The sequence below is a fragment of the Ideonella sp. WA131b genome, from assembly GCA_023657425.1.
Classification (GTDB): Bacteria; Pseudomonadota; Gammaproteobacteria; order Burkholderiales; family Burkholderiaceae_C; genus Rubrivivax.
In genome coordinates this window covers 550,989-576,624 of the sequence record JAGTJW010000001.1, presented here as the reverse complement: position 1 = coordinate 576,624, position 25,636 = coordinate 550,989, and the positions used below count along the sequence as shown (strand labels likewise).

The window sequence follows — 25,636 nt, the reverse complement described above, 5'->3', positions numbered from 1 at the left end:
GCGCCGTCAGGCGCTCCGGGGGGTGGGTCAAGACTGGCAGTCCTTGGGGTCGCGCTTGGTGAGCTTCTTCTCGGCCGCATAACGCTCGGCCGAGCTGCGCACCATCGGCTTGATGATCTGCTCGTCGGCCTGCAGCCAGTCAGATGACCAGGTGAACTTGGCGCCGTCCCAGGTGTGCACTCGCGCCCACGCCGAGCCCATGTGGTCGAAGCAGCTCGTCGACACCGGGCGCATCACCCCCTTGAAGCCGAGTGCGTCGAGCTTCGCCTGAGTGAGGTTGAGGTTCTCGTAGCCCCAGCGTGCCTGCTCGCCGGTGACGACCTTGCCCTTGCCGAAGCGTTCTTGCGCGGCACGCACGCCTTCCACCGCCAGCATCGCGCCGACCACGCCGCGCATGTACAGCACCTGGCCGACTTCGTCCTTCGGGCCTGTGCCCTGGCCCTTGGCGTGCACCTTGTCGAGGATCTCCTTCACCACGGCGGCCCCTGGCTCGGCACCGTGCTGCATCATGACCGCGCTGTAGCCCTTGGCGGCGGCACCGATGTCCTTCAGGTCGGGTTCGGCGCCGCTCCACCAGGTGCCGAACATCTTCTCGCGCGGGTAGCCCGTGGCCACGGCTTCCTTGATGGCGGTGGCCGTCATCACCCCCCAGGTCTGCATCACCACAAAGTCGGGGCGCTGCTGACGCACCTGCAGCCACACGGCCTTCTGCTCCACGCCCGGCGCCGGCACCGGCAGCAGCTGGACCTCGAAGCCGTGCATCTTGCGGCGCTCTTCGATGATGGGCAGCAGCTCCTTGCCGAAGGGGCTGTCGTGGTAGACGACGGCGATCTTCTTGCCGCGCAGCTTGTCCCAGCCGCCCTCTTGCTTGGCGATGTGCTGCAGCACCGTGTCGCCGGCCACCCAGTAGTGGCCGATGAGCGGGAAGTTCCACTTGAAGATGCTGCCGTCCTGGCTGTCGCTGCGGCCGTAGCCCGAGGTGATCATCGGGATCTTGTCGGCGGGCACTTTCTCGGTCAGCGCGAAGGTGATGCCGGTCGACAGCGGCTGGAACACCGTCGCGCCACCGTGTTTGCCCTTCAGGCGCTCGTAGCACTCGACGCCGCGGTCGGTGGCGTAGGCGGTTTCGCACTCTTCGACCAGCGTCTTCACGCCGTTGATGCCGCCGCGCACGTTGACGAGTTTCATGTAGTCGGCATAGCCGTTGGCAAACGGCGTGGCGTTCGGCGCCACCGGGCCGGTGCGGCCGGTGAGGCTGGGGAAGAACTGCACCTTCTCTTGCGCGTACGCAAGGGGTGCCAGACTGCCGGCAGCGGCCAGCGTGGCGGCCAGGGCCAGGGTCTTGAGCTTCATGGTGTGTGTCTCCGTTTGGCAATCAGTGAGGGAAGGGCCACAGCCGCATCTTTTCCTTGGCGGTCGACCAGAGTCGTGCCAGGCCGTGCGGTTCGACGATCAGGAAGAAAACGATCAGCGCGCCGAAGATCATCAGCTCGGCGTGCGCGATGGCCGCGGTGCTGATGGTGACGCCGACGACAGCCCCGAGCGCGGGCAGAAACTGGTTCAGGAAGATCGGCAGGATGACGATGAACGCCGCGCCGAAGAAGCTGCCCATGATGGAGCCGAGGCCGCCGATGATGATCATGAACAGCAGCTGGAACGAGCGGTCGATGCTGAAGGCCGCCGGCTCCCACGAGCCCAGATGCACGAAGCCCCACAGCGCGCCGGCCACGCCGACAAAGAAGCTGCTGATGGCAAACGCGGTGAGCTTGGCGTACACCGGGCGGATGCCGATCACGGCGGCGGCCACGTCCATGTCGCGGATGGCCATCCACTCGCGGCCGATGTGGCTGCGCACCAGGTTCTTGGCCATCCAGGCAAAGACGATCAGGACGCCCAGGCACAGCAGGTACTTCTCGTGCGGCTGGTCGATGGCGATGCCGAACACGTTGAGGCCGCTCACCGACACCGAGCCTGACGACGAGTTGTTGGTGAACCAGGAGATGCGCAGGAAGGCCCAGTCGACGAAGAACTGCGCCGCCAGCGTGGCCACCGCCAGGTACAGGCCCTTGATGCGCAGGCTGGGAATGCCGAACAGCACGCCCACCACCATGGCGCAGACACCGCCCAGCAGGATGGCCACCAGCAGCGGCATGCCATCGATGCGCACCATGAAGTTGTAGGCCGCGTAGGCGCCCACCGCCATGAAGGCACCGGTGCCCAGCGACACCTGGCCGCAGTAGCCGACGAGGATGTTCAGTCCGAGCGCGGCCAGCGACAGGATGAGGAAGGGGATGAGGATGGCGCGGAAGGCGTACTCGTCAGCCAGCAGCGGCACGCCGATCACGGCAAAGGCCAGCAGCAGCGTGATGCCGACGCGGTCTTGCGTGATCGGGAAGACCTGCGAGTCGTTCGTGTACGAGGTCTTGAACTGACCGTTTTCTCTGTAGAGCACTCAGGCCTCCGTTCGCGCTGAGCCTGTCGAAGCGCTGGGTGGGCTGTGGGGGCAGGGCTTCGACAGGCTCAGCCCGAACGGGTAACGATCCCGTTCGCACTGAGCCAGTCGAAGTGCCGTGTGAGGCTTCGACAGGCTCAGCCCGAACGGGTGGGGATTCAGGCTCATACGCGGTCGATGATTTTTTCGCCGAAGAGGCCCTGCGGCCGCACCAGCAGCACGAAGAGCACCAGCACGTAGGCGAACCAGATCTCGATGCCGCCGCCGAGCAGAGGCCCGAGGTAGACCTCGGAGACTTTCTCGCCCACGCCGATGATCAGCCCGCCGACGATGGCCCCCGGCACGCTGGTCAGCCCGCCCAGGATGACCACCGGCAGCGCCTTCAGTGCCAGCAGGCTCAAGCTGAACTGCACGCCCAGCTTGCTGCCCCAGATCATGCCGGCCACCAGCGCCACGAAACCGGCGACGCTCCAGACGATCACCCACACGCGGTTGAGCGGGATGCCGATGCTCTGTGCGGCCTGGTGGTCGTCGGCCACGGCGCGCAGCGCGCGGCCCGTAGGCGTTTTCTGGAAGAAGATGCTCAGCGCGATCACCAGTGTGGCCGCGATCGCCGCCGCGTAGAGGTCTTCCTTGTTGACCAGCACGCCGCCCTGGAAGGTGCTCTCGAACAGGAAGAGCGGGTCCTTCGGCAGGCCGATGTCGATCTTGTAGATGGCGCTGCCGAAGACCGTCTGGCCGAAGCCGTCGAGGAAGTAGGTGATGCCCAATGTGGCCATCAGCAGCGTGATGGCCTCCTGGTTGACCATCTTGCCCAGCACCAGCCGCTCGATCAGCCAGGCCACGATGATCATCAGCACCAGCGCGCCGGCAAAGGCCAGCAGGTTGGCCAGCAGCTTGCTGTCGAAACCCAGCAGCGCCGGGAACCACTCCGAGAAGCGCGCCATCGCCAGTGCCGCGAACAGCACCATCGCGCCTTGAGCGAAGTTGAAGACGCCGCTGGCCTTGAAGATGAGCACGAAGCCCAGCGCGATGAGCGAATACAGCATGCCGCTCATCAGCCCGCCGATCACCGTCTCGATGAAGAACCCCATGGCCCTTGCTCCTCAGTGGCTGGTGCCGAGGTAGGCACTGATGACGTCGGGGTTGGCGCGCACCTCCTGCGGGGTGCCGTCGCCGATCTTCCTGCCGTAGTCGAGCACCACCACGCGGTCGGAGATGTCCATGACCACGCCCATGTCGTGCTCGATGAGCACGATGGTGGTGCCGAACTCGTCGTTCACGTCGAGCACGAAGCGGCTCATGTCCTGCTTCTCCTCGACGTTCATGCCGGCCATCGGCTCGTCGAGCAGCAGCACCGTGGGCTCCATGGCCAGCGCGCGGCCCAGGTCCACGCGCTTTTGCAGGCCATAGGGCAGGCGGCCGACGGGCGTCTTGCGCCAGGCCTGGATCTCGAGGAAGTCGATGATCTTTTCCACCGTCTCGCGGTGCTCGGCCTCTTCCTTCTCGGCGCTGCTCCACCAGGGGTTGCGGAAGGCCTGCTGCAGCAGGTTGGTGTTCATGCGCAGGTTGCGGCCGCTCATGATGTTGTCGAGCACGCTCATGCCCTTGAAGAGGGCCAGGTTCTGGAAGGTGCGCGCCACGCCCATCTCGGCCACCTGGCGGCTGTTCATGTGGTCGAAGGTCTTGCCGTGGAAGGTGATGCTGCCTTCCTGCGGCGTGTACACGCCATTGATGCAGTTGAGCATGCTGCTCTTGCCGGCGCCGTTGGGGCCGATGATGGCCCGCACCTCGTGCTCGCGCACGTCGAAGCTGATGTCGGTGAGCGCCTTCACGCCACCGAAACGCAGGCTGATGTTCTTGACGTCGAGGATGACGTCGCCGATCTTGCGTTGGCTCATGGTGTGGGGTGCTCGCTCGCTGCTGCGCGGGCAAAGGCGGGGGCGGTGGGCCGGTGTCGCTTCGTTGCTGGCCCCCGCTGCGCGGGGGTGCCCTGCGGTGCTCGGGCTTCCGGCCCCACGGCAAAACTCGCTACGCGGGCCTTGCCCGCTGCGCTCAAACACTTGCCGTGAGTCAGTTGACGAGGCGCGCTGCGCGCGCGGGCCGAAAGCCCTGCGCTCCTCGGCTGCGCAAAGGCGCGCCACCGGCCCACCGCCCCCGCCTTTGCAAACAACCGTCTTGGGTCGTCACCGAGAACCAATGCCGGTGCTTGAGCGGCGGGCGGTGTCGGGCTGGGGGGCAGTCTGGGGCGGCGAGAAGCGCAGGGCCGAGGGCGGCGCGCGCAGCGCGCTTCGTGGACTGACTCACGGCAAGTGTTTGAGCGGAGCGGGCAAGGCCCGCGTAGCGAGTTTTGCCGTGCGCCCTCGGACCGAGCATCGGAGCGGAGTCTTCGCGCAGCGAAGACCGCCCCATCCTGCCCCCCAGCCCGACACCGCCCGCCGCGACGCGCAGCAGCCCACGAGAACAGCGCCGAGGCACTCACGCCGCCTTCCCCCCCACCGCCGCGAACGTCTTCGCATCCACGATCGGCAGCGTCGCACTCACGCTGCCCGAGCGGCCGTCTTCGAACTTCACCGCCGTCTCGATGAACTGCTCGGCCCGGCCGCCATAGAGCGCATCGACCAGCACCTGGTACTTGTCGCCGATGTCGCCGCGGCGCACCTTGCGCGTGCGCGTGAGCTCGCCGTCGTCGGCATCCAGCTCCTTGTGCAGCACGAGGAAGCGGCTCACCTGGCTGCCGGCCAGCATGGCGTCGGCGGCGAGATCGGCGTTGACCTTCTCGACGCAGTCCTTCACCAGCGCCAGCACCTCGGTCTTGCCGGCCAGATCGGTGTAGCCGGCATACGGCAGGTTGCGCCGCTCGGCCCAGTTGCCCACGGCCTCGAAGTCAATGTTGATGAAGGCGCAGACCTTCTCGCGCCGGTCGCCGAAGGCCACGGCCTCCTTGATGAACGGGAAGAACTTCAGCTTGTTCTCCACGTACTTGGGCGCGAACATGGCCCCGTCGTTGGTGCCGCCCAACAGGCGGCCCACGTCTTTGGCGCGGTCGATGATCTTCAGGTGGCCGGTGGCATCCAGGAAGCCGGCGTCGCCCGTGTGGTACCAACCGTCGGCCGTCAGCACCTCTTCGGTGGCCTTGGGGTTCTTGTAGTACTCCTTCAGCAGGCCCGGGCTCTTGACCATGATCTCGCCGCTGGCCTCGACGCGGATCTGCACGCCGTCGATCGGCACGCCCACCGTGTCGGCCTTCACTTCATGGTCGGGCTGCAGGCACACGAACACGGCGGTTTCGGTGCTGCCGTAGAGCTGCTTCAGGTTGATGCCGATGGAGCGGTAGAAGGTGAAGAGGTCGGGGCCGATGGCCTCGCCGGCCGTGTAGGCCACGCGCACGCGGCTGAAGCCCAGCGTGTTGCGCAAGGGGCCGTAGACGAAGTAGTCGCCCAGGCGGTACTTGAGGCGGTCGAGCGCGCCGATGGTCTTGCCGGCCCCCGCCGTGCCCGCGGCAAGGCGGTCGTCCATCAGGGCCGGCCCCACGCGGCGGGCCACGTCCATGCCGCGCTCGAACAGCCAGCGCTTCACGCGGCCGGCGTCTTCCATGCGGATCATCACGCTGGTGAGCAGCCCTTCGAACACCCGCGGCGGCGCGAAGTAGTACGTGGGGCCGATCTCCTTCAGGTCGATCATCACCGTGGCCGCGCTCTCAGGGCAGTTCACCACGTAGCCGCAGGCCAGCCACTGCGCGTAGCTGAAGATGTTCTGGCCGATCCAGGCCAGCGGCATGTAGGCGAGCACCTCTTCGCGCTCGGTGAGCTTGTCGAAGGACTGGCCGGCCTTGGCGCGGTCCAGCAGGGTGGCGTGCGTGTGCACCACGCCCTTCGGGTTGCCGGTGGTGCCGCTGGTGAAGAACATCGCCGCCACGTCGCCCGGCTGGCACTGCGCCACCTCGTCGTCGAACAGGCGCGCGTGGCTCGCGTCGTGGGCCTGGCCGGCGGCCACCAGCGCGTCCAGGCTGTCGAGGCCGTTTTCGGCGTAGTTGCGCAGGCCGCGCGCGTCGTCGTACCAGATGTGCGCCAGCAGCGGGCATTGCTCGCGCAGCTCGAGCATCTTGTCGACCTGCTCCTGGTCTTCGACGACGGCGAAGCGCACCTCGGCGTTGTTGACCGGGAACACGTACTCGGTGGCCGCGGCGTCCTGGTACAGGGGCACCGGGATGCCGCCCAGGCTCTGCGCCGCCAGCAGGGTGGCGTACAGGCGCGGCCGGTTGTCGCCGACGACGACGATGTGGTCGCCGCGCTTCAGGCCCGCATGGGCCAGGCCGCAAGCCAGGTGCCGCACCAGCACCGCAAGCTCGGCCCACGTCGTGGTCTGCCAGATGCCGTAGACCTTCTCGCGCAGGGCCGGCGCCGAGGGGCGCGCCTTCGCGTGGTCGAGCATCAGACGGGGGAACGTCGTCGGCACTGCGTGTCTCCTGGGTTCTCGTTGGACCCCGAGCATTCATTCTGGACATCACTTTGACGCCGTGTTGTCGTTCCGACGACAATTGTCGGGTTCGCACTGACAGGTGTTTCCCTTGTGACCCGCCCATGGCGACGAATGCTCTCCCGTCAGCCAACCATGCCATCGCGGTGCGCAGCTCGCAGTCGCGGGCGCCCGCGCGCGACGATCTCGCCAGCGTGCCCTGGCTCGGGCTGATCGAGGCCGAGCACCGGGCCCGCGTGGTGGCCGATCTGCGCGTCATCGACGTGCAGCCGGGCGAGGTGCTGTGCCGTGTCGGCCGCGCCGCCGTGTGGTGGCTGGGCGTGATCGACGGCCTCTTGAAGATGAGCAACGACAGCGCCGAGGGCCTGCCGATCACCTTCACCGGCATCACCAGTGGCGGCTGGTTCGGCGAGGGCACGCTGCTGAAGAACGAGGTCTACCGCTACAACATCCAGGCGCTGCGGCCCAGCGTGGTGGCGGGCATCCCGGCCGACACCTTCCACTGGCTGCTGGGCCGCAGCATCGCCTTCAACCGCTTCGTCATGAACCAGCTCAACGAGCGGCTGGGCCAGTTCATCGCCGCGCGCGAGATCGACCGCCTCACCCACCCCGACGAGCGCGTGGCGCGCAACCTGGCGGCGCTGTTTCACCCCGTGCTGTATCCCGGCGTGGGCGAGCGGCTGCGCATCACGCAGCAGGAGCTGGGCTACCTCGTGGGCCTGGGCCGCCAGCGTGTGAACGAGGCGCTGGCCGCGCTGGACGGCGCAGGCGTCATCCGCGTCGAGTACGGTGGCGTGCGCGTGCTCGATCTGGAACGGCTGCGGCGTTATGCGGCCTGACCGCCCTTGAGGACATCAAGCGCTCCGGCGGAAGGCGCTGTCACCAACCCTGGCCGGCCACGGGGCATGTCGATGCCGCGGCGCTGCGCAAGAATCCGCCCATGATCAAGCTCCTCTGGCTGCGGGCCTGCGCGCTCGCCTTGCTCTGCGCCGCGGGTGCCGCGCTGGCGGCTCCGCAACGGGTGACCACCGTCGAAGGCATCAGCGAATACCGCCTGGTCAACGGCCTGCAGCTGCTGCTGGTGCCCGACGACAGCAAGCCGACGACCACGGTGAACATGACCTACCGTGTCGGCAGTCGGCACGAGAACTACGGCGAGACCGGCATGGCGCATCTGCTGGAGCACCTCGTCTTCAAGGGCACGCCGACCACGCGCAACGCGCTGGCCGAGTTCAGCCGCCGTGGTCTGCGCGCCAACGGCACCACCTGGACGGATCGCACCAACTACTTCGCCAGCTTCGCCGCCGATGACCGCAACCTGCGCTGGTATCTGGGCTGGCAGGCCGACATCATGGTCAACAGCTTCATCGCCCGGGCCGATCTCGACACCGAGATGACGGTGGTGCGCAACGAGTTCGAGGCCGGCGAGAACAACCCCGGCCGCGTGCTCTTCCACCGCCTCCTGGGCACGATGTACGACTGGCACAACTACGGCAAGGGCACGATCGGCGCGCGCACCGACATCGAGAACGTCGACATCTCGCGCCTCCAGGCCTTCTACCGCAGGCACTACCAGCCCGACAACGCCACGCTCATCGTCTCGGGCAAGTTCGACACGGCCCAGGTGCTGGCCTGGGTGCAGGAGAGCTTCGGCCCGATCCCGCGGCCGACGCGCGTGCTCGAGCCCACCTACACGCTGGACCCGGCCCAGGACGGCGAGCGGCTCGCCACCGTGCGCCGTGTCGGCGGCGCGCCGCTGATCTACATCGGCTACCACGTGCCGCCGGGCCCGCACCCCGACTTCGCCGCGGCGCAGCTGCTGGCCATGGTGCTGGGCGACACGCCCGGCGGCCGCCTGCACCGCCGCGTCGTTGAGCCGGGTCAGGCCGCGCAGGCCTTCAGCGCCACGCTGGCCTGGGCCGAGCCCTCGGCCCTGATCGTGGGCGCGGCGCTGGCGCCAGGCCAGGACGTGGCCGCTGCGCGCGCCGCCATGGCTGCGGTGCTCGACGGCGTGGCCACCGAGCCGGTGACGGCCGAGGAGCTGCAGCGCGCGCGCCAGGCCTGGCTGAACGACTGGGACAACGGCTTCGCCGATCCCGAGCGCATCGGCGTGGCGCTGTCGGAGGCCATCGCGCAGGGCGACTGGCGGCTGTATTTCCTGGCCCGTGACCGCGTCCGTGCCCTCACGCTCGACGATCTCAACCGCTTTGCGCGCACCTGGCTCAAGCGCGACAACCGCAGCGTCGCGGTGTTCGAGCCGGTGGCCGCGCCCGACCGGGCGCCGACCCCGGCCAAGTTCGACGTCGCCCGCCTCGTCGAGGGCTACCGCGGCGACCCCGCCGCCGCCGTGGCCGAGGCCTTCGACCCGACGCCCGCGGTGCTGGACGCCCGCACGGTGCAGGGCACCGTCGGCGGCCCGGCACGGCTGCCGAACGCGGGCCTGCGGTATGCGCTGCTGCCCAAGGGCACGCGCGGGCGCAGCGTGCGCATGCGCCTGGCGCTGCACCACGGCACGGCGCAGAGCCTGGTGGGCCAACGCACCGTGGCGGAGCTGGCGGGTGCGCTGATCGACAAGGGCGGCGCCGGTATGACGCGCCAGCAGATCGCCGACCGCTTCGATGCGCTGCAGGCCCAGGTGTCCATCCAGGGCACCGGCGAGTCGATCTGGGTGAACGTGACGACGCGCCGCGAGCGTTTGCCCGAGGTCATCTTGCTGGTCGGCCGGCTCCTGCGCGAGCCGGCCTTCGAGGCCGGGCCGCTGGAAGAGATGCGCCGGCAGTGGCTGCTGGGCCTGGAGGAGTCGCGCCAGGACCCCGGTGCCGTGGTCGACCGCCGCATCGAACGCCACGGCAACCGCTGGCCCGCGGGCGACCTGCGCCATGTGCCCGGTTTCGACGAGGAGGCCGCCGCGGTGCGCGCCGTCACGCTGGAGCAGGTGCGGGCCTTCCACCGCCGCTTCGTGAGCGCCCAGCGCGGTGAGTTCGCGGCGGTGGGCGACATGGACGTGGCCGCCGTGCGCCGTGCACTCGCCGAGGCCTTCGGCGCCTGGCACCAGCCCGCGGGCGGCCCCGAGCCGCAGGTGCGCGTGCCGCGGCCCCAGGCGCCGGCCGAGCCGGCCCGCTTCGTCGAGGCCACGCCCGACAAGGCCAACGCCCACCTCGCCGCGCGCCTGGTGCTGCCGATCACCGACAGCCACCCCGATCATGCGGCGCTGCTGCTGGCCAACCAGGTGTTCGGCCGCGGTACCGACTCGCGGCTGTGGATGCGCATCCGCGAGAAAGAGGGCCTGAGCTACGACGTCGGCAGCTGGTTCGACTTTCCGGTGCAGGACGCCGGCACCACGTTCAACCTCAGCGCCATCTTCGCGCCGCAGAACCAGCCGCGCGTCGAGCAGGCGCTGAAGGAGGAGTTGGCACGCTCCCTGGCCGAGGGCTTCACGCAGGCCGAGCTCGACGCAGGCCGTGCCGGGCTGCTGAAGCGGCGCGCCTTGGCCCGGGCCCAGGACGGCGTGCTGGTGGACCGCCTGGCCAGCAACCTGTACCACGATCGCCGTTTCGCGCGTGAGCAGGCGCTTGACGACGCGCTGGCCCGCGTGACGCTGGCCGAGATCAACGCCGCCTGGCGCCGCCACATCGATCCGGCCAGACTCGTCATCGCCTGGGGCGGTGACTTCCGTGCCAAGCCCTGAAGCCCCCGCTGCGATGGGCATCCGGCGGCCGCTGGCGGTCCTGTGCGCGGCAGCCAGGGTGCTGGGTTTCGGCGCCCTGCAGCGCGTCGAGCCGGCCCAGGAGGAACTGCCGCCCTGGGCCGGCAAGGAGTAGGCGCTCAGCCCCCGTTGCTCACGCCGTGGGCCACATGGCCCGCCGGCACGTGCGGTGCGGCGTTCTCGACGTGGCCGGTTTGGTCGTCGAAGAAGAAATCGGGTTCGAACTCGGCCAGGAAGGCGCCCTTGGGCAGGCCGCCCAGGAAGAGGGCCTCGTCGATGTCGATCTGCCACTGCATCAGCGTGCGGATGGCGCGCTCGTGCGCTGGGGCGCTGCGCGCCGTGACCAGCGCCGTGCGCAGCCGCAGGCCGCCCGGGCCAGGCTCGCGCTGCAGGCGGTGCAGGGCCTCGAGCAGCGGCTTGAACGGGCCGGGGGCCAGCGGCGTGTCGGCCCGTTCGTGCTCGTGGCGCTGGAAGGCCGGCAGGCCCTGGCTCTGGTAGACCCGCTCGGCCTCGTCGGAGAACAGCACGGCGTCGCCGTCGAAGGCGATGCGCACCTCGTCGGGGTGGTTGGCGCCCGCCCGCGCGCTCTCCGGCAGCACGCGCGCGGCCGGCACGCCTGCCGCCAGGGCCTCGCGCACATCGGCCTCGTTGGTGCTGAGAAACAGGTTGGCCTTCAGCGGCCGCAGGTAGCGCCAGGGCGGCTGGCCGCGCGTGAACACACCACGCTGCACCGCCAGGCCGTAGTGCTGCGCCGAGCGGAACACGCGCAGGCCCGAAACGGGGTCGTTGCGCGACAGGATCACCACCTCCACGCGCGCATCGCCGCCGATGTTGAAGCCCAACAGCTTGTGCACCAGCGAAAAAGCCACGCCAGGCCGCGCCGGCTGCTCCAGCCGCGCCAGCTGCAGCTGCATGTAGGCGCGGTCGTCGGCGGCCTCGAAGACGCGGTTCTCCTCCTCGAAATCGAAGAGGGCGCGTGAGGAGATGGCAACGACGAGCTGGCCTTCGAGCGTGGCGGGCATGCGTGAATTGTGAACGCCGCGCCGGTGCGCTTCATCGCGCTGCCACATCGCGCGGGCACGATGCCGCGCATCCCGACGCCAACCCCGCCGGAGCCGCCATGATCTCGCTTGCCGACCTGTTCCCCCTGGCCCCCGAGCAGCGCCCCGAGAACCGTCGCCGCCGCGACGAGACGGCGCCTGTGCCGGCCTGGGATGCGGCCCGCAGCGAAGCCTTCTTCGAGGACCTCGACCTGCTGCCGGCGCTGCAGCCCCAGGGTGGCCCGGGGATGCCGCTGGCGGCCTGACAGCGCCCGGGGTCTCGCCCCGGGCTCCGGCGGCGCTGCGGCTAGGAGTGTGGGCGGCAGAAATCCAGCCCCGCGCCGGGGCGGCCAAAGCCACTGGCGCAGGCGCGTCGTGCAGCGCGGGCTTGACGCCCGCGCCAGCGGCGCAACACCCGCCAGCGGCTTTGGCCGCCCCGGCCCTTCGGGTTGGGCCGATTTCGGGGCCCTTGCGGCGTTGCCACGCTGGCCCGGGCGTACAGCCCGGGCTGCGCGCGGCGCCTGGCCTGGGCCCCGAAGTCGGCCCAACGCGGGGCTGGATTTCTGCCGCCCACGCTCCTAGCATCGCCCGCGTGCTGGAGCTTCACGACGTCCGTTATGGCTGGCCCGGCGGCGCCGACTGCCTGGCCATCGACCGCCTGGCGCTGCAGTCCGGCCGCATGCACTTCCTGCACGGGCCCAGCGGCTGCGGCAAGAGCACGCTGCTGGGCCTGATGGCCGGCGTGCTGCTCGCCCGCCAGGGCCGCGTCGAGCTGCTCGGCCGCGACTGGGCGACGCTGCCGGCCGGCGCGCGCGATGCCCGGCGGGCCGACCACGTCGGCGTCATCTTCCAGCAGTTCAACCTGCTGCCCTACCTGAGCGTGCTTGACAACGTGCTGCTGCCCACGCGCTTTTCGGTGTTGCGTGCGCGGCGTTGCCCCAACGGCCCGGCCGCGGCGGCGGCCGCGCTGCTGCAGCGCGTGGGCCTGGCCGCGACGCTGCACGGCCGCCGCGCCGATGCGTTGAGCGTGGGCCAGCAGCAGCGCGTGGCGGCAGCGCGGGCCTTGATCGGCCAGCCCGAGCTGGTGATCGCCGACGAACCCACGTCGGCGCTCGATGCCGCGCGGCGCAACGACTTCATGGCGCTGCTGCGCGAGGCCTGCGCCGCGGCCGGCAGCACCCTGGTGTTCGTCAGCCACGACGAGCGGCTGGCGGCCGGCTTCGACGAGCGCATCGACCTGCCCGCACTCAACCGCGTGGCGAGCTTGGACGACGCGGCATGATGGCGCTTCTGCACGTGGCCTGGCGCAGCGCGCTCAACCGCCGCGGCACGCTGGCGTTGGTGGTCGCCGGCATCGCGCTGGCCACGGCGCTGCTGCTGGGCCTGGAGCGGCTGCGCACCGACATCCGCGCCGGCTTCTCGCAGAGCGTGAGCGGCACCGACCTCGTGGTCGGTGCGCGCACCAGCCCGATCCAACTGATGCTGTACGCGGTGTTCCGAGTCGGCGGCGCCACCCACAACATCGGCATCGAGAGCATCCGCGCGCTCGAGGGCCACCGCGCCGTGGCCTGGGTGGTGCCGCTGTCGCTGGGCGACTCGCACCGCGGCCGCCCTGTGCTGGGCACCACCACGGCCTACTTCGAGCGCTTGCGCTGGGGCGACCGGCAGCCGCTGGCCTTTGCAGCCGGCCGGCCTTTCGCGGGCACGCTGGACGGTCTGTACGAGGCCGTGGTGGGCGCTGAGGTCGCCGCGGCGCTGGGCTACGCGCCGGGCACGCGCATCACGCTCACGCACGGCAGCGGTCTGGGCAGCGGCGCCATGCCGGGGCTGGAACACGCCGACAAGCCCTTCATCATCGTCGGCGTGCTGGCGCGCACCGGCACGCCGGTGGACCGCACGGTGCACGTCAGCCTCGAGGCGCTGGAGGCCATCCACCTCGACTGGGCCGCCGGCGCGCCGCTCCCGGGCCTGAGCATCCCCGCCGATGCAGCGCGCAAGTTCGACCTCTCGCCCAAGCAGGTGACGGCGGCGCTGGTGGGGCTGAAGAACCGCGTCGCCGTCTTCAACGTGCAGCGCTTCGTGGCCGAGTACCAGGGCGAGGCGCTGCTGGCCGTGTTGCCCGCGGTGGCGCTCGACGAGCTCTGGCAGGTGGTGGGCCCGGCCGAGCAGAGCCTGCTGGCCATCAGCGCGCTGGTGGCGGTGCTCAGCCTGGCCTCGCTGGTGGCCGTGGTGCTGGCGGGCCTGAACGAGCGGCGGCGTGAGCTCGCCGTCCTGCGCGCCGTGGGCGCCGGACCGCGCCATGTGCTGCTGCTGCTGGCGGCCGAGGGCGTGCTCGTCACGCTGGCTGGCGCGCTGCTGGGCGCGGCCCTCGCCGGGGCGGGGGTGCTGCTCGCCGGGCCGCTGCTGCAGAGCCAGTTCGGCATCACGCTGAGCACGGCCGCGCCGTCGGCCGCACAGTGGGGGCTGTTCGGCGCCGTCATCGTGGCGGGTATGCTCGCCAGCCTGGTGCCGGGCTGGCGGGCGTACCGTCTGTCGCTGGCCGATGGCTTGAGTCCCCGCACCTGACCCCGTCCGCCCACGTCCCGCGCATGATCGCCCGCCGCCGCCTGCTGTTCGCCGCCTGCACGCTGCCCGCCCTGGCCTGGGCGCAGAACCCCGCCGGCGTGCCGGCCATGAAGCCGCCGATCCGGGCCACACCGGCGGCCACGCCCGGCGCGCCGCGCACGATTCAGTGGGAGGATCTGGTGCCGCCCGACTGGGACCCGTTCAAGGACTTCCGCGACATCAACTTCCAGCTGCTCGACGACGGCGACTCGCGCGCCAACGCGCTGCTGAAGCGGATGCGCGAGGTCTGGGACGCCGCGCCCGTGAACCCGCAGCTGGCCGGCCAGGTGGTGCGCATCCCGGGCTTCGTCGTGCCGCTGGAGGACAGCAACGAGGGCCTGAAGGAGTTCCTGCTCGTGCCCTACTTCGGCGCCTGCATCCACAGCCCGCCGCCGCCGGCCAACCAGATCGTCCACGTCCTGCCCAGGGTGCCGGCCAAGGGCTTCCGCTCGATGGACACGGTCTGGGTCAGCGGCCGCATCAGCACCCCCCGCACCGAGAGCTACATGGGCGTCAGCGGCTACCGCATCGAGGCCGACTCGGTGACGCGCTACGAGGAACGCCGCCGGTGAACCTGCCGCAGCGGCCGCGCCCACCCGGCCGCGACCTGGCGCGGGTGACCTTCGGCGTGCTGTTCATCGGGCTGCTGCTGGGCGTCTCGCTGTGGGTGCTGCGGCCCTTCCTCGGCCCCGTGGTCTGGGCCACGATGGTGGTGGTGGCCACCTGGCCGCTGATGCTGCGCGTGCAGGCCGCCGCGGGCGGCCGCCGCTGGCTGGCGGTGACGGCGATGACGCTGTTGCTGCTGCTGCTGTTCGTGGTGCCCTTGGTGCTGGCCATCGTCACCATCGTGGCCAACGCGGAGCGGCTGATCGACTGGGCGCGTCTGGTCGCGGCCTGGCGTCTGCCCGAGGTGGCGCCCGAGTGGTTGCGCACGATGCCGATGCTGGGGCCGCTGGTCGACGGGCTGTGGGCGCAGCTCACGGCGCTGGGCGCACGCGACCTGCTGCCGCGCCTCGGGCCCTATGCCGGTGACCTCACGCGCTGGTTCGTTGCCGAAGTCGGCAGCGTCGGCGTGCTGCTGCTGCAGTTCCTGCTCACCGTGCTCATCGCGGCTGTGATGTACGCGCACGGTGAGGAGGCGGCGCGCCAGGTGCGCTTGTTTGCGCGCCGCCTGGCCGGCGAACGCGGCGACGGTGCCGTGGTGCTGGCCGGCGGTGCCATCCGCGGCGTGGCGCTGGGTGTCGGCGGCACGGCGCTGGTGCAGGCCATGCTGGGCGGCCTGGGCCTGGCGGTGGCCGGCGTGCCGGCCGCCACGCTGCTGACGGCGCTGATGTTCATGCTGTGCATCGCGCAGATCGGCCCGATGCCGGTGCTGCTGGGTGCGGCGGCCTGGGCCTTCTGGGGCGAAGGCAGCGCCGGCTGGGGCATCGCTCTGGCGGTCTGGGCCGTGGTCGTGGGCACCATCGACAACGTCGTGCGGCCCGTGCTCATCAAGCTGGGCGCCGACCTGCCGCTGCTGCTCATCTTTGCCGGCGTCATTGGCGGCCTGTTCGCCTTCGGGCTCGTGGGCATCTTCGTCGGCCCGGTCGTGCTGGCGGTGGGCTACACGCTGCTGGAGGCGTGGATGCAGGGGCGCGACGACGAACCGCCCGCGCCGGGGCCCGAGTTCAGGGACTGATCGCGTCCCGCGTTCGGGCCTGCACCTGGCGCATCAGCGCCTGCAATGCACCGGCCGCGTCCCGGGGCGGATGGTCGGCGGCGCGTTTGCCGATGTCGTCCCAGGTGCGCACGCGCAGCGCGTCGGCGGCAAAGGGCCGGGCCTCGAAGTCGGCGCAGGCCGGCGGCGACATCGCGCCGCCCTGCAACACCAGGCTGCGCGTGGAGTCGGGCGACAGGCGCTGCCGGTAGCCCGGGTGGGTGGCGACGAGGTAGCGCTTGGCCTGCACGTGCAGCGCCACGGGCTCGGCCACCGCGGCGCCGAACAGGGGCGCCAGCACGCGCGCTGCCAGCGCCTCGTGGCGGTCGTCGTGGCCGCGCAGCGTGGGCGTGCCGTCCAGCCCCGTCATCAGGTGTCCGAGGTCGTGCAGCCAGGCGGCCAGCTGCAGCTCCGGCGCGGCGCCGGCCCGACGCGCGAGTTCGCCGCACTGCCAGGCGTGCTGCCACTGCGTGATGCCTTCGCCGTCGTAGGCGAGGTGTCCGCGCAAGGCGTACAGGGCGCAGAGCTCGTCGATGTCCATGGGTCGATGTTGCGGCGCTGGCGTGACGGGGCGCTGACGCCTCGGTGTCACCACGTCGTCACGACCAGGCCCTAGCGTGCGCCGCCATGTCCAGCGTTCCCGATCGGGCCGTGCGTGTCGTCGCGGCCGACAAGACCTTCCTCGGCGGCCGTCGCGCCCTGCGTGGCGTGACCTTCGACGTGCGGCCGGGCGAACGCGTGGCGCTGCTCGGCGCCTCGGGCTCGGGCAAGTCGACGCTGCTGCGCACGCTGTGTGGCCTGGAGACGCTCGATGCCGGGCAGGGTGGGCGCATCGAGGTGCTCGGCCGCCAGCTCCAGGCCGAGGGCCGGCTCGCCGCCGACATCCGGGCGCAGCGCCGCGCCATCGGCATCATCTTCCAGCAGTTCAACCTCGTCGGTCGCCTGCCGGTGCTGACCAACGTGCTCACCGGGCTGGCGCCCGAGCTGCCGCTGTGGCGTGCCGTGCTCGGGCGCTACAGCCTCGCCGAGCGGGCGCGGGCCCTCGATGCCCTCGACGCCATGGGCCTGGGCGAGCAGGCCTTCCAGCGCGCCAGCACCTTGTCGGGCGGGCAGCAGCAACGCGCCGCGATCGCGCGTGCGCTGGTGCAGGGCGCCCGGGTGCTGCTGGCCGACGAACCCGTGGCCTCGCTCGACCCCGAGTCCACGCGCCGTGTGATGGAGCTGCTGCTGCAGATCAACCGCGAGCAGGGCCTGACGCTGCTGGTGAGCCTGCACCACGTGGGCCTGGCCCGCCGCTTCTGCGAGCGCGTGATCGCGCTGCGCGACGGTGCGCTGGTGTTCGACGGGCCGGCGGCACAGCTCACCCCCAGCTTCCTGCGCGAGCTCTACGGCACGGCCGTGGAGGAACTGCAGACCGACGACACGCCGTCCGAGCCGATGCCGCTGCCCTCGCTGGCCGCGGCCTGAACCACCCGAGGAGAACCGACCATGAACCGCATCACCCGCCGCGTGGCCCTGGCTGCCCTGACCTGCGCGTCGATGGCCAGCCTGCCGCTGCACGCCCAGGCCCAGGAGATCAGCTTCGGCGTCATCGCCACCGACAGTGCCAGCACCCAGCGCGAACGCTGGGAGCCCTTCTTCCGCGACATGGAGAAAAAGACCGGCCTGACGGTCAAGAGCTTCTACGCGCCCGACTACGCCGGTGTCATCGAAGCCATGCGCTTCAACAAGGTGCAGGTGGCCTGGTACGGCAACAAGGCCGCGATGGAGGCGGTCGACCGCGCCCAGGGCGAGATCTTCGCCCAGGTGATGTACGCCGACGGCACCTTCGGCTACCACGCCCTGCTGATCGCGCACAAGGACAGCCCCTACAACAACCTCGACGACGTGCTGAAGAACTCGAAGAACATCAACTTCAGCATCGGCGATCCGAACTCGACCTCGGGCTTCCTGGTGCCCACGTTCTACATCTTTGCCAGAAACGGGATCGACCACCGCACCGCCTTCAAGACCATCCGCAACGCCAGCCACGGCGCCAACCTGCAGGCCGTGCTGGCCAAGCAGGTGGACGTGGCCACCAACAACACCGAGGACTACGGCAAGCTGCAGAGCAGCCGCCCCGAACTGGCCGCGCAGCTGAAGGTGCTGTGGCGCAGCCCGCTGATCCCGAGCGACCCCTTCGTGTGGCGCAAGGACCTCGACCCCGCGGTGAAGGCCAAGCTGAAGAACTTCGTCCTCAACTACGCCAAGACCGACCCCGAGGAGAAGCGCATCCTCGGCGTCATCTACAACTACGGCGGTTTCCGCGACAGCAACAACGACCAGCTGATCCCGATCCGCCAGCTCGAGCTGTTCCGCGACCGTGCCAAGGTGCAGAACGACGACAAGCTGGCGGCCGACGAGAAGACGAAGCAGCTGGCCGAGATCGACCGCAAGCTCGCGGCACTGGCCCCCAAGTGAGGCCGGTCGCGCCTGGGCGTGACGCATGAGGGCCCCCGCATGAACGCCACCGCGCCCAGCGCCGACGCGCTGGCGCGCATCGAAAAGCGCGCGGCGGCCGAGCGCCCGGGCTGGCTGTACTACGCGGCCTGGGCGCTGGCGCTCGTCGTCCTGGCCTGGGCCTGGCGCGGCGCCGAGATCCGCCCGCTGGACCTGCTGCGCGACAGCGGCAACATCGGCACCTACGCCAGCGAGTTCTTCCCGCCCGACTTCCGCGACTGGCGCATCTACGCCCGCGAGATGGTGATCACGGTGCACATCGCGATCTGGGGCACGCTGCTGGCGGTGCTGGCGGCGGTGCCGATGGGTCTGCTGTCCAGCGCCAACATCGCGCCGCCCTGGCTGCACCAGCCGGTGCGCCGGCTGATGGACGCCTGCCGCGCCATCAACGAGATGGTGTTCGCGATGCTGTTCATCGTGGCCGTGGGCCTGGGGCCCTTTGCCGGGGTGCTGGCGCTGGCGGTGCACACCACGGGCACGCTGGCCAAGCTGTTCTCCGAGGCCGTCGAGGCCATCGACCCGCGTCCGGTGGAAGGCATCCGCGCCACTGGCGCGCACAAGCTGGTGGAGATCGCCTACGGCGTGCTGCCGCAGGTGATGCCGCTGTGGCTGAGCTTCACGCTCTACCGCTTCGAAAGCAACGTGCGCAGCGCCAGCGTCGTGGGGATGGTGGGCGCCGGGGGCATCGGCGTCGTGCTGTTCGAGGTGATCCGCGGCTTCCAGTACGCGCAGACCTGCGCCGTGCTGCTCATCCTGGTGGTCACGGTCTCGCTGATCGACCTGCTCTCGGCGCGGCTGCGCCAGCGCTTCATCTGATGACGGCTGCGCCGGGCTTCGACTGGCACATGCCGGTGGCGCTGCGCTTCGGCAGCGGCTGCAGCGGGACGCTGGCCGACGAACTGGGCGAGCGCCGGGCTCTGGTGCTGGCCTTCGAGCCGGCCGGGCCGCTGGGCCTGCGCGCGGACTGGACGGCCCGCCTGGGCCCACGTTTGCTGGACTGGGTGACCGTGCCCGAGGGCTTGTCGACGCTCGCGCTGGCTCGGCAGCTTGCCGCCCGCGTGTGGCCGTTGCTGGCTTCGCAGCCGGGTGCGGTGCTGCTGGCGCTGGGCGGCGGCAGCGTGCTCGATCTCGCCAAGCTGCTGCGCTCGGTGCCCGCCGAAGGCGGCTTCGAGGACGTGGCCGCGGCGCTGCGCGGCACCGCTCCCTGGCCGCGCCTGCAGCACGCGCCGCTGTGGCTGGTGCCCACCACGGCCGGCACCGGCAGCGAGGTCACGCGCTGGGCCACCGTGTGGGACACCGACGGCCCGGTCGCCGTCAAGCGCAGCTTCGACGAGCCCTGGGGCTATGCCGACCGCGCTTTTGTCGACCCCGCGCTCACGCTCAGCGCCCCGGCGGCGCTCACGCGCGACACCGCGCTGGACAGCTTCGCGCACGCGCTGGAGGCGCTGTGGAACCGCCACGCCAACCCCGTGAGCGACGCACTGGCGGTGCAGGCCGCGCGCCGCGTGCGGGCGCACCTGGCCGGCGTGCGGGCGGCGCCCGCGGCGCTGGCCGGGCGCGAGCAACTCTCGCTGGCGGCGCTCGAGGCCGGTCTGGCCTTCGCGCAGACCCGCACCGCGCTGGCCCATGCGCTGAGCTACGCCCTGACGCTCGAGCAGGGTCTGCCGCACGGCCTGGCGGTGGCCGCCTGGCTGCCCACCGCGTGCCGCCTGGCCGTGGGCTGCGACGCGCGCGTGGATGCCGCGCTGGAGGCGGTGTTCGAGGGGCCCGCCACCGCAGCCCCCGAGACGCTGCGCCAGTGGCTGGGCGGCCTGGGCGTGCCCGCCGACCCCGCCGCACTCGGCGTGGCCGACAGCGAGGCGCGTGTGCAGGCCGCACTGGCCAGCGCGCGCGGGCGCAACTTCATCGGCGCGGAGGCGGCCTGAACCCCATGGGCGCGGCGTACGACGTGGTCATCGCCGGTGCCGGCATCGTCGGCCTGGCGCACGCGCTGTCGGCGGCGCAGCGGGGGCTGCGCGTGGCGGTGCTGGAGCGTGACCACCGCTGCGTCGGCGCCTCGATCCGCAACTTCGGTTTTGTCACCGTCACGGGCCAGCCGGCTGGCGACACCTGGCGGCGAGCGCGGGTCAGCCGCGACATCTGGGCCCGGGTCGCACCCGAAGCCGGCATCCCCATCGTGCACCGCGGCCTGTGGCTGCTGGCCCAGCGGCCCGAGGCGGCGGCCGTGCTGCAGGACTTCATGCGCACGCCCATGGCGGAGGGCAACCGCCTGTTCGATGCCGCCGAGGCGGCCTCACAGGCGCCCGCGCTGCGCTGCGAGGGCGCGGCGGCGGCGATGTGGTCGCCACACGAACTGCGCGTGGAGTCGCGCACCGCCATCCCGCGGCTGGCGGCCTGGCTGGCCGAGCGTCATGGTGTTGTTTTCCACTGGGGTCAGTCGGTGCTCGACGTGGCGGCCGGCCGCGTGCGCACGTCCACCGGCCGCACGCTGCAGGCCGGCCGCGTGGTGCTGTGCCCCGGCACCGAGCTCACGGGCGTGGCCGCCCCGGCGCTGGCCCGCCATGCGCTGGCGCTGACGCGGCTGCAGATGCTGCGCGTGCGCCCGCCGGCCGGCTGGGTGCTGGGCGCGTCAGTCATGGCCGACCTGAGCCTCGTGCGCTACGGCGGCTATGCGGCCCTGCCCTCGGCCCCGGCTTTGCTCGTTCGGCTGCAGGCCGAGGAGGCCGAGAGCCTGGCCGCCGGCATCCACCTGATCGTGGTGCAGAGCGCCGACGGCACATTGGTCGTGGGGGACTCGCACCACCGCGGCGCCACGCCCGAGCCCTTTGCCGACGAGCGCGTGGACGCGCTGATCCTGCGCCACCTGCGCCAGGCCCTGCGGCTTGACGGCGTCGAAGTGCTCGAGCGCTGGACCGGGGTGTACCCCACGGGTGCGCCCGTGGACTGCGTGATCGAGGCGCCCGACGCGGCCACGCGCGTCGTCGTCGTGACCAGCGGCACCGGGGCGAGCACCGCCTTCGGCATCGCGGAGGAGGTGTTCGATGGATGGGACTGACTCGACCCTGGCGGCCGTCGTCTTCGACTGGGCCGGCACGGTGGTGGACTTCGGCAGCCAGGCGCCGATGGGCGCCTTCGTGGAGCTGTTCGCCAGCGAGGACGTGGCCATCACCGTGGCCGAGGCGCGTGTGCCCATGGGCTTGCCCAAGTGGCAGCACATCCAGGCGCTGGGCCGGCTGCCCACGGTGGCCGCGGCCTGGCGGCGACGCCACGGCCGCGAGATGGACGACACCGACGTCGACCGCCTGTACCAACGCTTCACGCCCATGAACCGCGCCGCCGTGCCGCGCCACGCGCAGCTGATCGACGGCGTGGCGGCGCTGGTGCGCGGGCTGCGCGAGCGCGGTCTGAAGATCGGCAGCACCACCGGCTACAACCGCGAGATCATGGCGGTGCTGGCGCCGCTGGCGGCGGCCCAGGGCTTCGTGCCCGACAACCTCGTGTGCGCCGGTGATGTGAGCGAGAGCCGGCCGGCGCCGCTGGGCATGTACCGCTGCTTCATCGAGCTGGGCGTCTGGCCGGCGCACCGCGTGGTGAAGGTCGACGACACCGTGCCGGGCCTGATGGAAGGCCGGCACGCGGGCTGCTGGACGGTGGCGGTCGTGGCGAGCGGCAACGAGGTGGGACTGTCGGCCGAGGCCTGGGACGCGCTGCCGCCAGCCGGGCAGGCCGAGCGCCGCGCCCTGGCCTCCACGAGACTGGCCGCCGCGCGGCCGGACTACACCATCGACACGGTGGCCGAACTGCTGCCGGTGCTCGATGCCATCGAGCGGCGCCTGGCCGCCGGAGAACGACCACCGGCCTGAGCCGGCGCCACACGGCTGTCAGGCGCCGGTGAACCAGCCGGCCTCGCGCAATGCCGCCTCGGCCTGGCGCGCGTCGCGGAAGTGCACGCCGTGCCACCCGGCCGCGCGGGCCGCCGCCACGTTGGGCTCGTGGTCGTCCAGGAACACCAGCTCGCCGGGTGCGGTGCCGAAGCGCTGCGCCGCCAGCGCGTAGATGGCCGGCTCGGGCTTGATGTGGTGCACGCGGCCCGAGAACACGCCGTCGTCGAAGTGCGCGAAGAGGGCCGCCTCGCGCTGCTCCAGGACGTCGGCGCAGGGTGCCGGCATGTTCGAGAGGTAGTGCAGCCGGTGGCCGGCGGCGCGCAGGCGCCCGATCAGCGCCACGGTGTCGGGGATGGGCCGCAGTTCCCGCGGCACGGCGTCGACCACCGCCTGCACCTCGGCCGGCGCGAGCCCCGTGCGGGCCGCGATGCGGGCCACGAGATCGGGCACGCCCACGGTGCCGCGGTCGTAGTCGCCCCAGTCGCCGCCGTAGGCCTGGAACACCTGGGCCTGCCAGTGCGCGGCGCTCGCGGCGTCGGTCACGCGGCCGGGCAGCTCGCGCGCCAGCACCTCGGCCGGGCGCCACTGCAGCACCACGGCGCCGAGGTCGAAGACGATGCGCTTCACGACGCCGCCCACCAGTCGCCGCAGCAGCATCGCGGTGGAGGCGTCCAGCCCCTCCGCCGAGCCCCGCAGCGGCCCGTCCTGCAGCCGCGGCAGCAGCCGGCTGGCCAGCGCCTTGCCGAGCTCGACGCCCCACTGGTCGAAGCTGTTGAGGCCCCAGAGCGCGCCGCTGGTCCACACGCGGTGCTCGTACAGCGCGAGGAAGGCGCCCAGGCTGGCGGGCGTGAGCGCCTCCAGCACGAAGGTGGTGCTCGGCCGGTTGCCGGGGAAAGTGCGGTGGCGCGCCAGCACGGCGCGGTCGAAGCCGGGGTCGGCGGTGGGCACCTGCTCGGCGGCGGCCTCGGCCTCGCTCTTGCCGAGCATCAGCGCCTGCGCCTGCGCCAGGCCGTTGGCCAGCAGCTTGGCGTGCGAGTCGGCCAGGCCGTGCGACGGCGTCTTCACGAGCACGAACTCCACCGGGATCACGTCGGTGCCCTGGTGCAGCATCTGGAAGTAGGCGTGCTGGCCGTTGGTGCCGGGCTCGCCCCAGACCACGGGGCTGGTGGCGAAGGGCAGGGCGCGGCCCGCCATGTCGACGCCCTTGCCGTTGCTTTCCATCTCCAGCTGCTGCAGATAGGCCGGCAGCCGCCGCAAGCCCTGGTGGTAGGGCGCGATGCTGCGGCTGGCATAACCGTGGAAGTTGCGGTACCAGACGTCGAGCAGGCCCAGCAGCACCGGCAGGTTCCGCGGCAGCGGCGCGCTGGCGAAGTGGCGGTCCATGGCGTGGGCGCCGGCCAGCAGCGCGCGGAAGTTCGCGCTGCCGATGGCGATGGCGATGGGCAGGCCGATGGCGCTCCACAGCGAGTAGCGGCCACCCACCCAGTCCCAGAAGCCGAAGGTGGTGGTGATGCCGAAGGCAGCGGCGGCACCCACGTTCGTCGTCGTGGCGGCGAAGTGGCGCGCCACGTCGCTGCCGCCTCGGCTGACGAACCACGCGCGGGCGGCCTCGGCGTTGGCCATGGTCTCCTGCGTCGTGAAGGTCTTGCTGGCCACGATGAACAGCGTGCGCCGCGCGTCCAGCCGCGCCAGCAGCGGCGCCAGGTCGTGGCCGTCGACGTTGCTGACGAAGTGCACGCGCTGGCGCGGCAGCGTGCAGCCCTCCAGTGCCGCCACGGCCATGGCCGGGCCGAGGTCGCTGCCGCCAATGCCGATGTTGACGATGTCGGTGATGGCCGCGTCGGCGCGCACGGCGTCGGCATAAGCCAGCATGGCGTCGAGCGTGGCGTGCACCTCGTCCGAGAACGGCCCCTGGCCAGGTGGCGCACGCAGCGCCGTGTGCAGCACGGCGCGGCCCTCGGTGGGGTTGGCCACCTCGCCGGCCAGCATGGCGTCGCGCCGCGCCTCGAGCCGGCACTCGTGCGCCAGCTGGAGCAGGACGTGCAGCGCCGCCGTGTCGAGGCGGTTTTTGCTCAGGTCGGCAAACACCCCGGGCGCGTCGAAGGACAGCGCCGCAGCGCGGCCGGCATCGCGCGCGAAGGCCTCGCGCAGGTCGAAGCCGCGCCCGTGGGCCTGCCAGTGGCCGGTCAGCGCAGCCCAGGCCGCGGTTTCGTCGCAGCGCGGGGCGGGCAGGGCAGCGCTCACCGCTGCAGCCCGGCGATCAGCGCGTCCAGCTTGCCGGCATCCACCGCGAAGGCGCGGATGCCCTCGGCCAGCTTCTCGGTGGCCATCGCATCCTCGTTCAGCGCCCAGCGGAAAGAGCTTTCGGCCCCCAGGCCCCCTCCGGTCGCCACCCCCCGAGGGGGTTGTTGCCGCGGCCCGGCAGAGCCGGTTCCGCGCAAGTCCTCGGTCCCCAGAACCCGGGGCACGGGCGCGTCGCTGGCCTGCAATGCGGCAAGCAGATCCGGCGCGATGGTCAGCAGGTCGCAACCGGCCAACGCCACGATCTGACCGGTGTTGCGGAAGCTCGCGCCCATCACCTCGGTGGCGATGCCGTGGCGCTTGTAGTGCTCGAAGATGGCGCGCACGCTCTTCACGCCGGGGTCGTTCGCGCCGGCCATTGCGGCCTCGTTCCACGCGGCGCCGGCGGCCTTTTTGTGCCAGTCGTAGATGCGGCCCACGAAGGGGCTGATGAGCTGCACACCGGCGTCGCCGCAGGCCACGGCCTGGGCAAAGGCGAAAAGCAGCGTCAGGTTGCAGCGGATGCCGGCGCGCTCCAGCTGTTCGGCGGCACGGATGCCCTCCCAGGTGGCGGCGATCTTGATCAGCACGCGGCTTCGGGGCACGCCCGCCGCTTCGTACAGGCCGATCAGGCGTTCGGCACGCGCCACGGTGGCTGGGGTGTCGAAGCTCAGCCGCGCGTCGACCTCGGTGCTCACGCGGCCCGGCACGAGGGCCAGGATCTCGCGGCCGAAGCGCACCAGCACCTCGTCGACGATGGCCTCCAGCGGCCGGGCGGCGTGTGCGGCCACGGTCTCGGCCAGCAGCGGCGCGTACTCGGGCTGCTGCACGGCCTTCAGGATGAGGCTGGGGTTGGTGGTGGCGTCGCGCGGCGCGAACTGCGCCAACTGGCGGAAGTTGCCGGTGTCGGCGACGACGGTGGTGTGCTGCTTGAGCTGGTCGAGCTGGTTCATGGGACACGATTAGACCCGAGCCGCACGCGCGGGCCGATACTGG

23 protein-coding genes are annotated in these 25,636 nt (G+C 71.4%); 14 read left to right on the top strand and 9 right to left on the bottom strand.

Features of this window, described 5'->3' with window-relative positions:
- Window positions 1-27: 27 nt before the first annotated feature.
- The 5 genes from KA711_02750 to KA711_02730 all read right to left on the bottom strand — a co-directional run bounded on the left by KA711_02750 (window position 28) and on the right by KA711_02730 (window position 6,910).
- A complete protein-coding gene (locus KA711_02750; protein MCM0607903.1) occupies window positions 28-1,353 on the bottom strand; it encodes an ABC transporter substrate-binding protein in 1,326 nt (441 codons plus the stop codon).
- Window positions 1,354-1,375: 22 nt separating this feature from the next.
- The gene (locus KA711_02745) at window positions 1,376-2,452 is read right to left on the bottom strand and encodes a branched-chain amino acid ABC transporter permease (GenBank protein MCM0607902.1); all 1,077 of its coding nucleotides are present in this window, start codon (window positions 2,450-2,452) and stop codon (window positions 1,376-1,378) included.
- A gap of 164 nt (window positions 2,453-2,616) precedes the next feature.
- Complete coding sequence (locus tag KA711_02740) at window positions 2,617-3,546, bottom strand: branched-chain amino acid ABC transporter permease (GenBank protein ID MCM0607901.1); 930 nt, start codon at window positions 3,544-3,546, stop codon at window positions 2,617-2,619.
- A gap of 12 nt (window positions 3,547-3,558) precedes the next feature.
- Window positions 3,559-4,353: an ABC transporter ATP-binding protein gene (locus KA711_02735; protein ID MCM0607900.1), complete on the bottom strand. Its 795-nt coding sequence runs from the start codon at window positions 4,351-4,353 to the stop codon at window positions 3,559-3,561.
- 577 nt (window positions 4,354-4,930) lie between these two features.
- Window positions 4,931-6,910, bottom strand: coding sequence for an AMP-binding protein (locus KA711_02730; GenBank protein MCM0607899.1), 1,980 nt, complete (start codon window positions 6,908-6,910; stop codon window positions 4,931-4,933).
- Window positions 6,911-7,035: 125 nt separating this feature from the next.
- On the opposite strand from KA711_02730, the gene KA711_02725 reads away from it, so the two are divergent.
- From KA711_02725 to KA711_02715, 3 genes are all read left to right on the top strand, one after another.
- A complete protein-coding gene (locus KA711_02725; GenBank protein MCM0607898.1) occupies window positions 7,036-7,770 on the top strand; it encodes a Crp/Fnr family transcriptional regulator in 735 nt (244 codons plus the stop codon).
- Window positions 7,771-7,871: 101 nt separating this feature from the next.
- Window positions 7,872-10,619 (top strand): insulinase family protein, encoded by a 2,748-nt coding sequence (locus KA711_02720; GenBank protein MCM0607897.1) that lies wholly within the window; start codon window positions 7,872-7,874, stop codon window positions 10,617-10,619.
- Entirely contained in the window at window positions 10,606-10,752 is a 147-nt protein-coding gene (locus tag KA711_02715) for a hypothetical protein (GenBank protein MCM0607896.1), read from the top strand. The genes KA711_02720 and KA711_02715 overlap by 14 nt, the downstream gene beginning before the upstream one ends.
- Window positions 10,753-10,756: 4 nt before the next feature.
- Here the strand turns inward: KA711_02715 and KA711_02710 are convergent, their stop codons facing one another.
- Window positions 10,757-11,659 (bottom strand): 5'-nucleotidase, encoded by a 903-nt coding sequence (locus KA711_02710; protein MCM0607895.1) that lies wholly within the window; start codon window positions 11,657-11,659, stop codon window positions 10,757-10,759.
- 98 nt (window positions 11,660-11,757) lie between these two features.
- Between KA711_02710 and KA711_02705 the strand changes: the two genes are divergently transcribed.
- From KA711_02705 to ydiK, 5 genes are all read left to right on the top strand, one after another.
- Complete coding sequence (locus tag KA711_02705; GenBank protein ID MCM0607894.1) at window positions 11,758-11,943, top strand: hypothetical protein; 186 nt, start codon at window positions 11,758-11,760, stop codon at window positions 11,941-11,943.
- A 326-nt stretch (window positions 11,944-12,269) separates the two neighbouring features.
- On the top strand, window positions 12,270-12,959 hold the full coding sequence (locus tag KA711_02700; GenBank protein MCM0607893.1) for an ATP-binding cassette domain-containing protein: 690 nt from the start codon (window positions 12,270-12,272) through the stop codon (window positions 12,957-12,959).
- Window positions 12,956-14,242 carry an ABC transporter permease gene (locus tag KA711_02695; GenBank protein ID MCM0607892.1) on the top strand — a complete coding sequence of 429 codons (1,287 nt, stop codon included), beginning with the start codon at window positions 12,956-12,958 and terminating at the stop codon, window positions 14,240-14,242. Before KA711_02700 ends, KA711_02695 begins: the two co-directional genes overlap by 4 nt.
- A gap of 23 nt (window positions 14,243-14,265) precedes the next feature.
- Window positions 14,266-14,853 (top strand): DUF3299 domain-containing protein, encoded by a 588-nt coding sequence (locus tag KA711_02690; protein MCM0607891.1) that lies wholly within the window; start codon window positions 14,266-14,268, stop codon window positions 14,851-14,853.
- A 2-nt stretch (window positions 14,854-14,855) separates the two neighbouring features.
- Window positions 14,856-15,959 carry an AI-2E family transporter YdiK gene (ydiK, locus tag KA711_02685; protein ID MCM0607890.1) on the top strand — a complete coding sequence of 368 codons (1,104 nt, stop codon included), beginning with the start codon at window positions 14,856-14,858 and terminating at the stop codon, window positions 15,957-15,959.
- On the opposite strand, the gene KA711_02680 is transcribed toward ydiK, so the two are convergent.
- Window positions 15,949-16,518 (bottom strand): HD domain-containing protein, encoded by a 570-nt coding sequence (locus tag KA711_02680; GenBank protein ID MCM0607889.1) that lies wholly within the window; start codon window positions 16,516-16,518, stop codon window positions 15,949-15,951. The genes ydiK and KA711_02680 overlap by 11 nt on opposite strands.
- Before the next feature lie 86 nt (window positions 16,519-16,604).
- Here KA711_02680 and phnC point away from each other — a divergent pair, with 86 nt between their 5' ends.
- The 6 genes from phnC to KA711_02650 are packed head-to-tail and all read left to right on the top strand — an operon-like array spanning window position 16,605 to window position 22,339.
- Complete coding sequence (phnC, locus tag KA711_02675; protein MCM0607888.1) at window positions 16,605-17,444, top strand: phosphonate ABC transporter ATP-binding protein; 840 nt, start codon at window positions 16,605-16,607, stop codon at window positions 17,442-17,444.
- A 21-nt stretch (window positions 17,445-17,465) separates the two neighbouring features.
- The gene (phnD, locus tag KA711_02670; protein ID MCM0607887.1) at window positions 17,466-18,437 is read left to right on the top strand and encodes a phosphonate ABC transporter substrate-binding protein; all 972 of its coding nucleotides are present in this window, start codon (window positions 17,466-17,468) and stop codon (window positions 18,435-18,437) included.
- 39 nt (window positions 18,438-18,476) lie between these two features.
- A complete protein-coding gene (gene phnE, locus KA711_02665) occupies window positions 18,477-19,292 on the top strand; it encodes a phosphonate ABC transporter, permease protein PhnE (GenBank protein ID MCM0607886.1) in 816 nt (271 codons plus the stop codon).
- A complete protein-coding gene (locus tag KA711_02660) occupies window positions 19,292-20,401 on the top strand; it encodes an iron-containing alcohol dehydrogenase (GenBank protein ID MCM0607885.1) in 1,110 nt (369 codons plus the stop codon). The genes phnE and KA711_02660 overlap by 1 nt, the downstream gene beginning before the upstream one ends.
- A 5-nt stretch (window positions 20,402-20,406) precedes the next feature.
- The gene (locus tag KA711_02655) at window positions 20,407-21,531 is read left to right on the top strand and encodes a TIGR03364 family FAD-dependent oxidoreductase (GenBank protein MCM0607884.1); all 1,125 of its coding nucleotides are present in this window, start codon (window positions 20,407-20,409) and stop codon (window positions 21,529-21,531) included.
- A complete protein-coding gene (locus tag KA711_02650) occupies window positions 21,518-22,339 on the top strand; it encodes a phosphonoacetaldehyde hydrolase (GenBank protein ID MCM0607883.1) in 822 nt (273 codons plus the stop codon). The genes KA711_02655 and KA711_02650 overlap by 14 nt, the downstream gene beginning before the upstream one ends.
- Window positions 22,340-22,357: 18 nt before the next feature.
- On the opposite strand, the gene pgi is transcribed toward KA711_02650, so the two are convergent.
- Window positions 22,358-24,604 (bottom strand): glucose-6-phosphate isomerase, encoded by a 2,247-nt coding sequence (gene pgi, locus KA711_02645; GenBank protein MCM0607882.1) that lies wholly within the window; start codon window positions 24,602-24,604, stop codon window positions 22,358-22,360.
- The gene (tal, locus tag KA711_02640; GenBank protein ID MCM0607881.1) at window positions 24,601-25,593 is read right to left on the bottom strand and encodes a transaldolase; all 993 of its coding nucleotides are present in this window, start codon (window positions 25,591-25,593) and stop codon (window positions 24,601-24,603) included. The genes pgi and tal overlap by 4 nt, the downstream gene beginning before the upstream one ends.
- Window positions 25,594-25,636 lie beyond the last annotated feature (43 nt).

Bases quoted from the DNA above. Each gene is read 5' to 3' on its own strand.
- KA711_02750 (MCM0607903.1), bottom strand. From the start codon at position 1,353: ATGAAGCTCAAGACCCTGGCCCTGGCCGCCACGCTGGCCGCTGCCGGC.
- KA711_02740 (MCM0607901.1), bottom strand. From the start codon at position 3,546: ATGGGGTTCTTCATCGAGACGGTGATCGGCGGGCTGATGAGCGGCATG.
- KA711_02735 (MCM0607900.1), bottom strand. From the start codon at position 4,353: ATGAGCCAACGCAAGATCGGCGACGTCATCCTCGACGTCAAGAACATC.
- KA711_02725 (MCM0607898.1), top strand. From the start codon at position 7,036: ATGGCGACGAATGCTCTCCCGTCAGCCAACCATGCCATCGCGGTGCGC.
- KA711_02720 (MCM0607897.1), top strand. From the start codon at position 7,872: ATGATCAAGCTCCTCTGGCTGCGGGCCTGCGCGCTCGCCTTGCTCTGC.
- KA711_02710 (MCM0607895.1), bottom strand. From the start codon at position 11,659: ATGCCCGCCACGCTCGAAGGCCAGCTCGTCGTTGCCATCTCCTCACGC.
- KA711_02705 (MCM0607894.1), top strand. From the start codon at position 11,758: ATGATCTCGCTTGCCGACCTGTTCCCCCTGGCCCCCGAGCAGCGCCCC.
- KA711_02695 (MCM0607892.1), top strand. From the start codon at position 12,956: ATGATGGCGCTTCTGCACGTGGCCTGGCGCAGCGCGCTCAACCGCCGC.
- KA711_02690 (MCM0607891.1), top strand. From the start codon at position 14,266: ATGATCGCCCGCCGCCGCCTGCTGTTCGCCGCCTGCACGCTGCCCGCC.
- KA711_02680 (MCM0607889.1), bottom strand. From the start codon at position 16,518: ATGGACATCGACGAGCTCTGCGCCCTGTACGCCTTGCGCGGACACCTC.
- phnC (MCM0607888.1), top strand. From the start codon at position 16,605: ATGTCCAGCGTTCCCGATCGGGCCGTGCGTGTCGTCGCGGCCGACAAG.
- phnD (MCM0607887.1), top strand. From the start codon at position 17,466: ATGAACCGCATCACCCGCCGCGTGGCCCTGGCTGCCCTGACCTGCGCG.
- phnE (MCM0607886.1), top strand. From the start codon at position 18,477: ATGAACGCCACCGCGCCCAGCGCCGACGCGCTGGCGCGCATCGAAAAG.
- KA711_02660 (MCM0607885.1), top strand. From the start codon at position 19,292: ATGACGGCTGCGCCGGGCTTCGACTGGCACATGCCGGTGGCGCTGCGC.
- KA711_02655 (MCM0607884.1), top strand. From the start codon at position 20,407: ATGGGCGCGGCGTACGACGTGGTCATCGCCGGTGCCGGCATCGTCGGC.
- KA711_02650 (MCM0607883.1), top strand. From the start codon at position 21,518: ATGGATGGGACTGACTCGACCCTGGCGGCCGTCGTCTTCGACTGGGCC.
- tal (MCM0607881.1), bottom strand. From the start codon at position 25,593: ATGAACCAGCTCGACCAGCTCAAGCAGCACACCACCGTCGTCGCCGAC.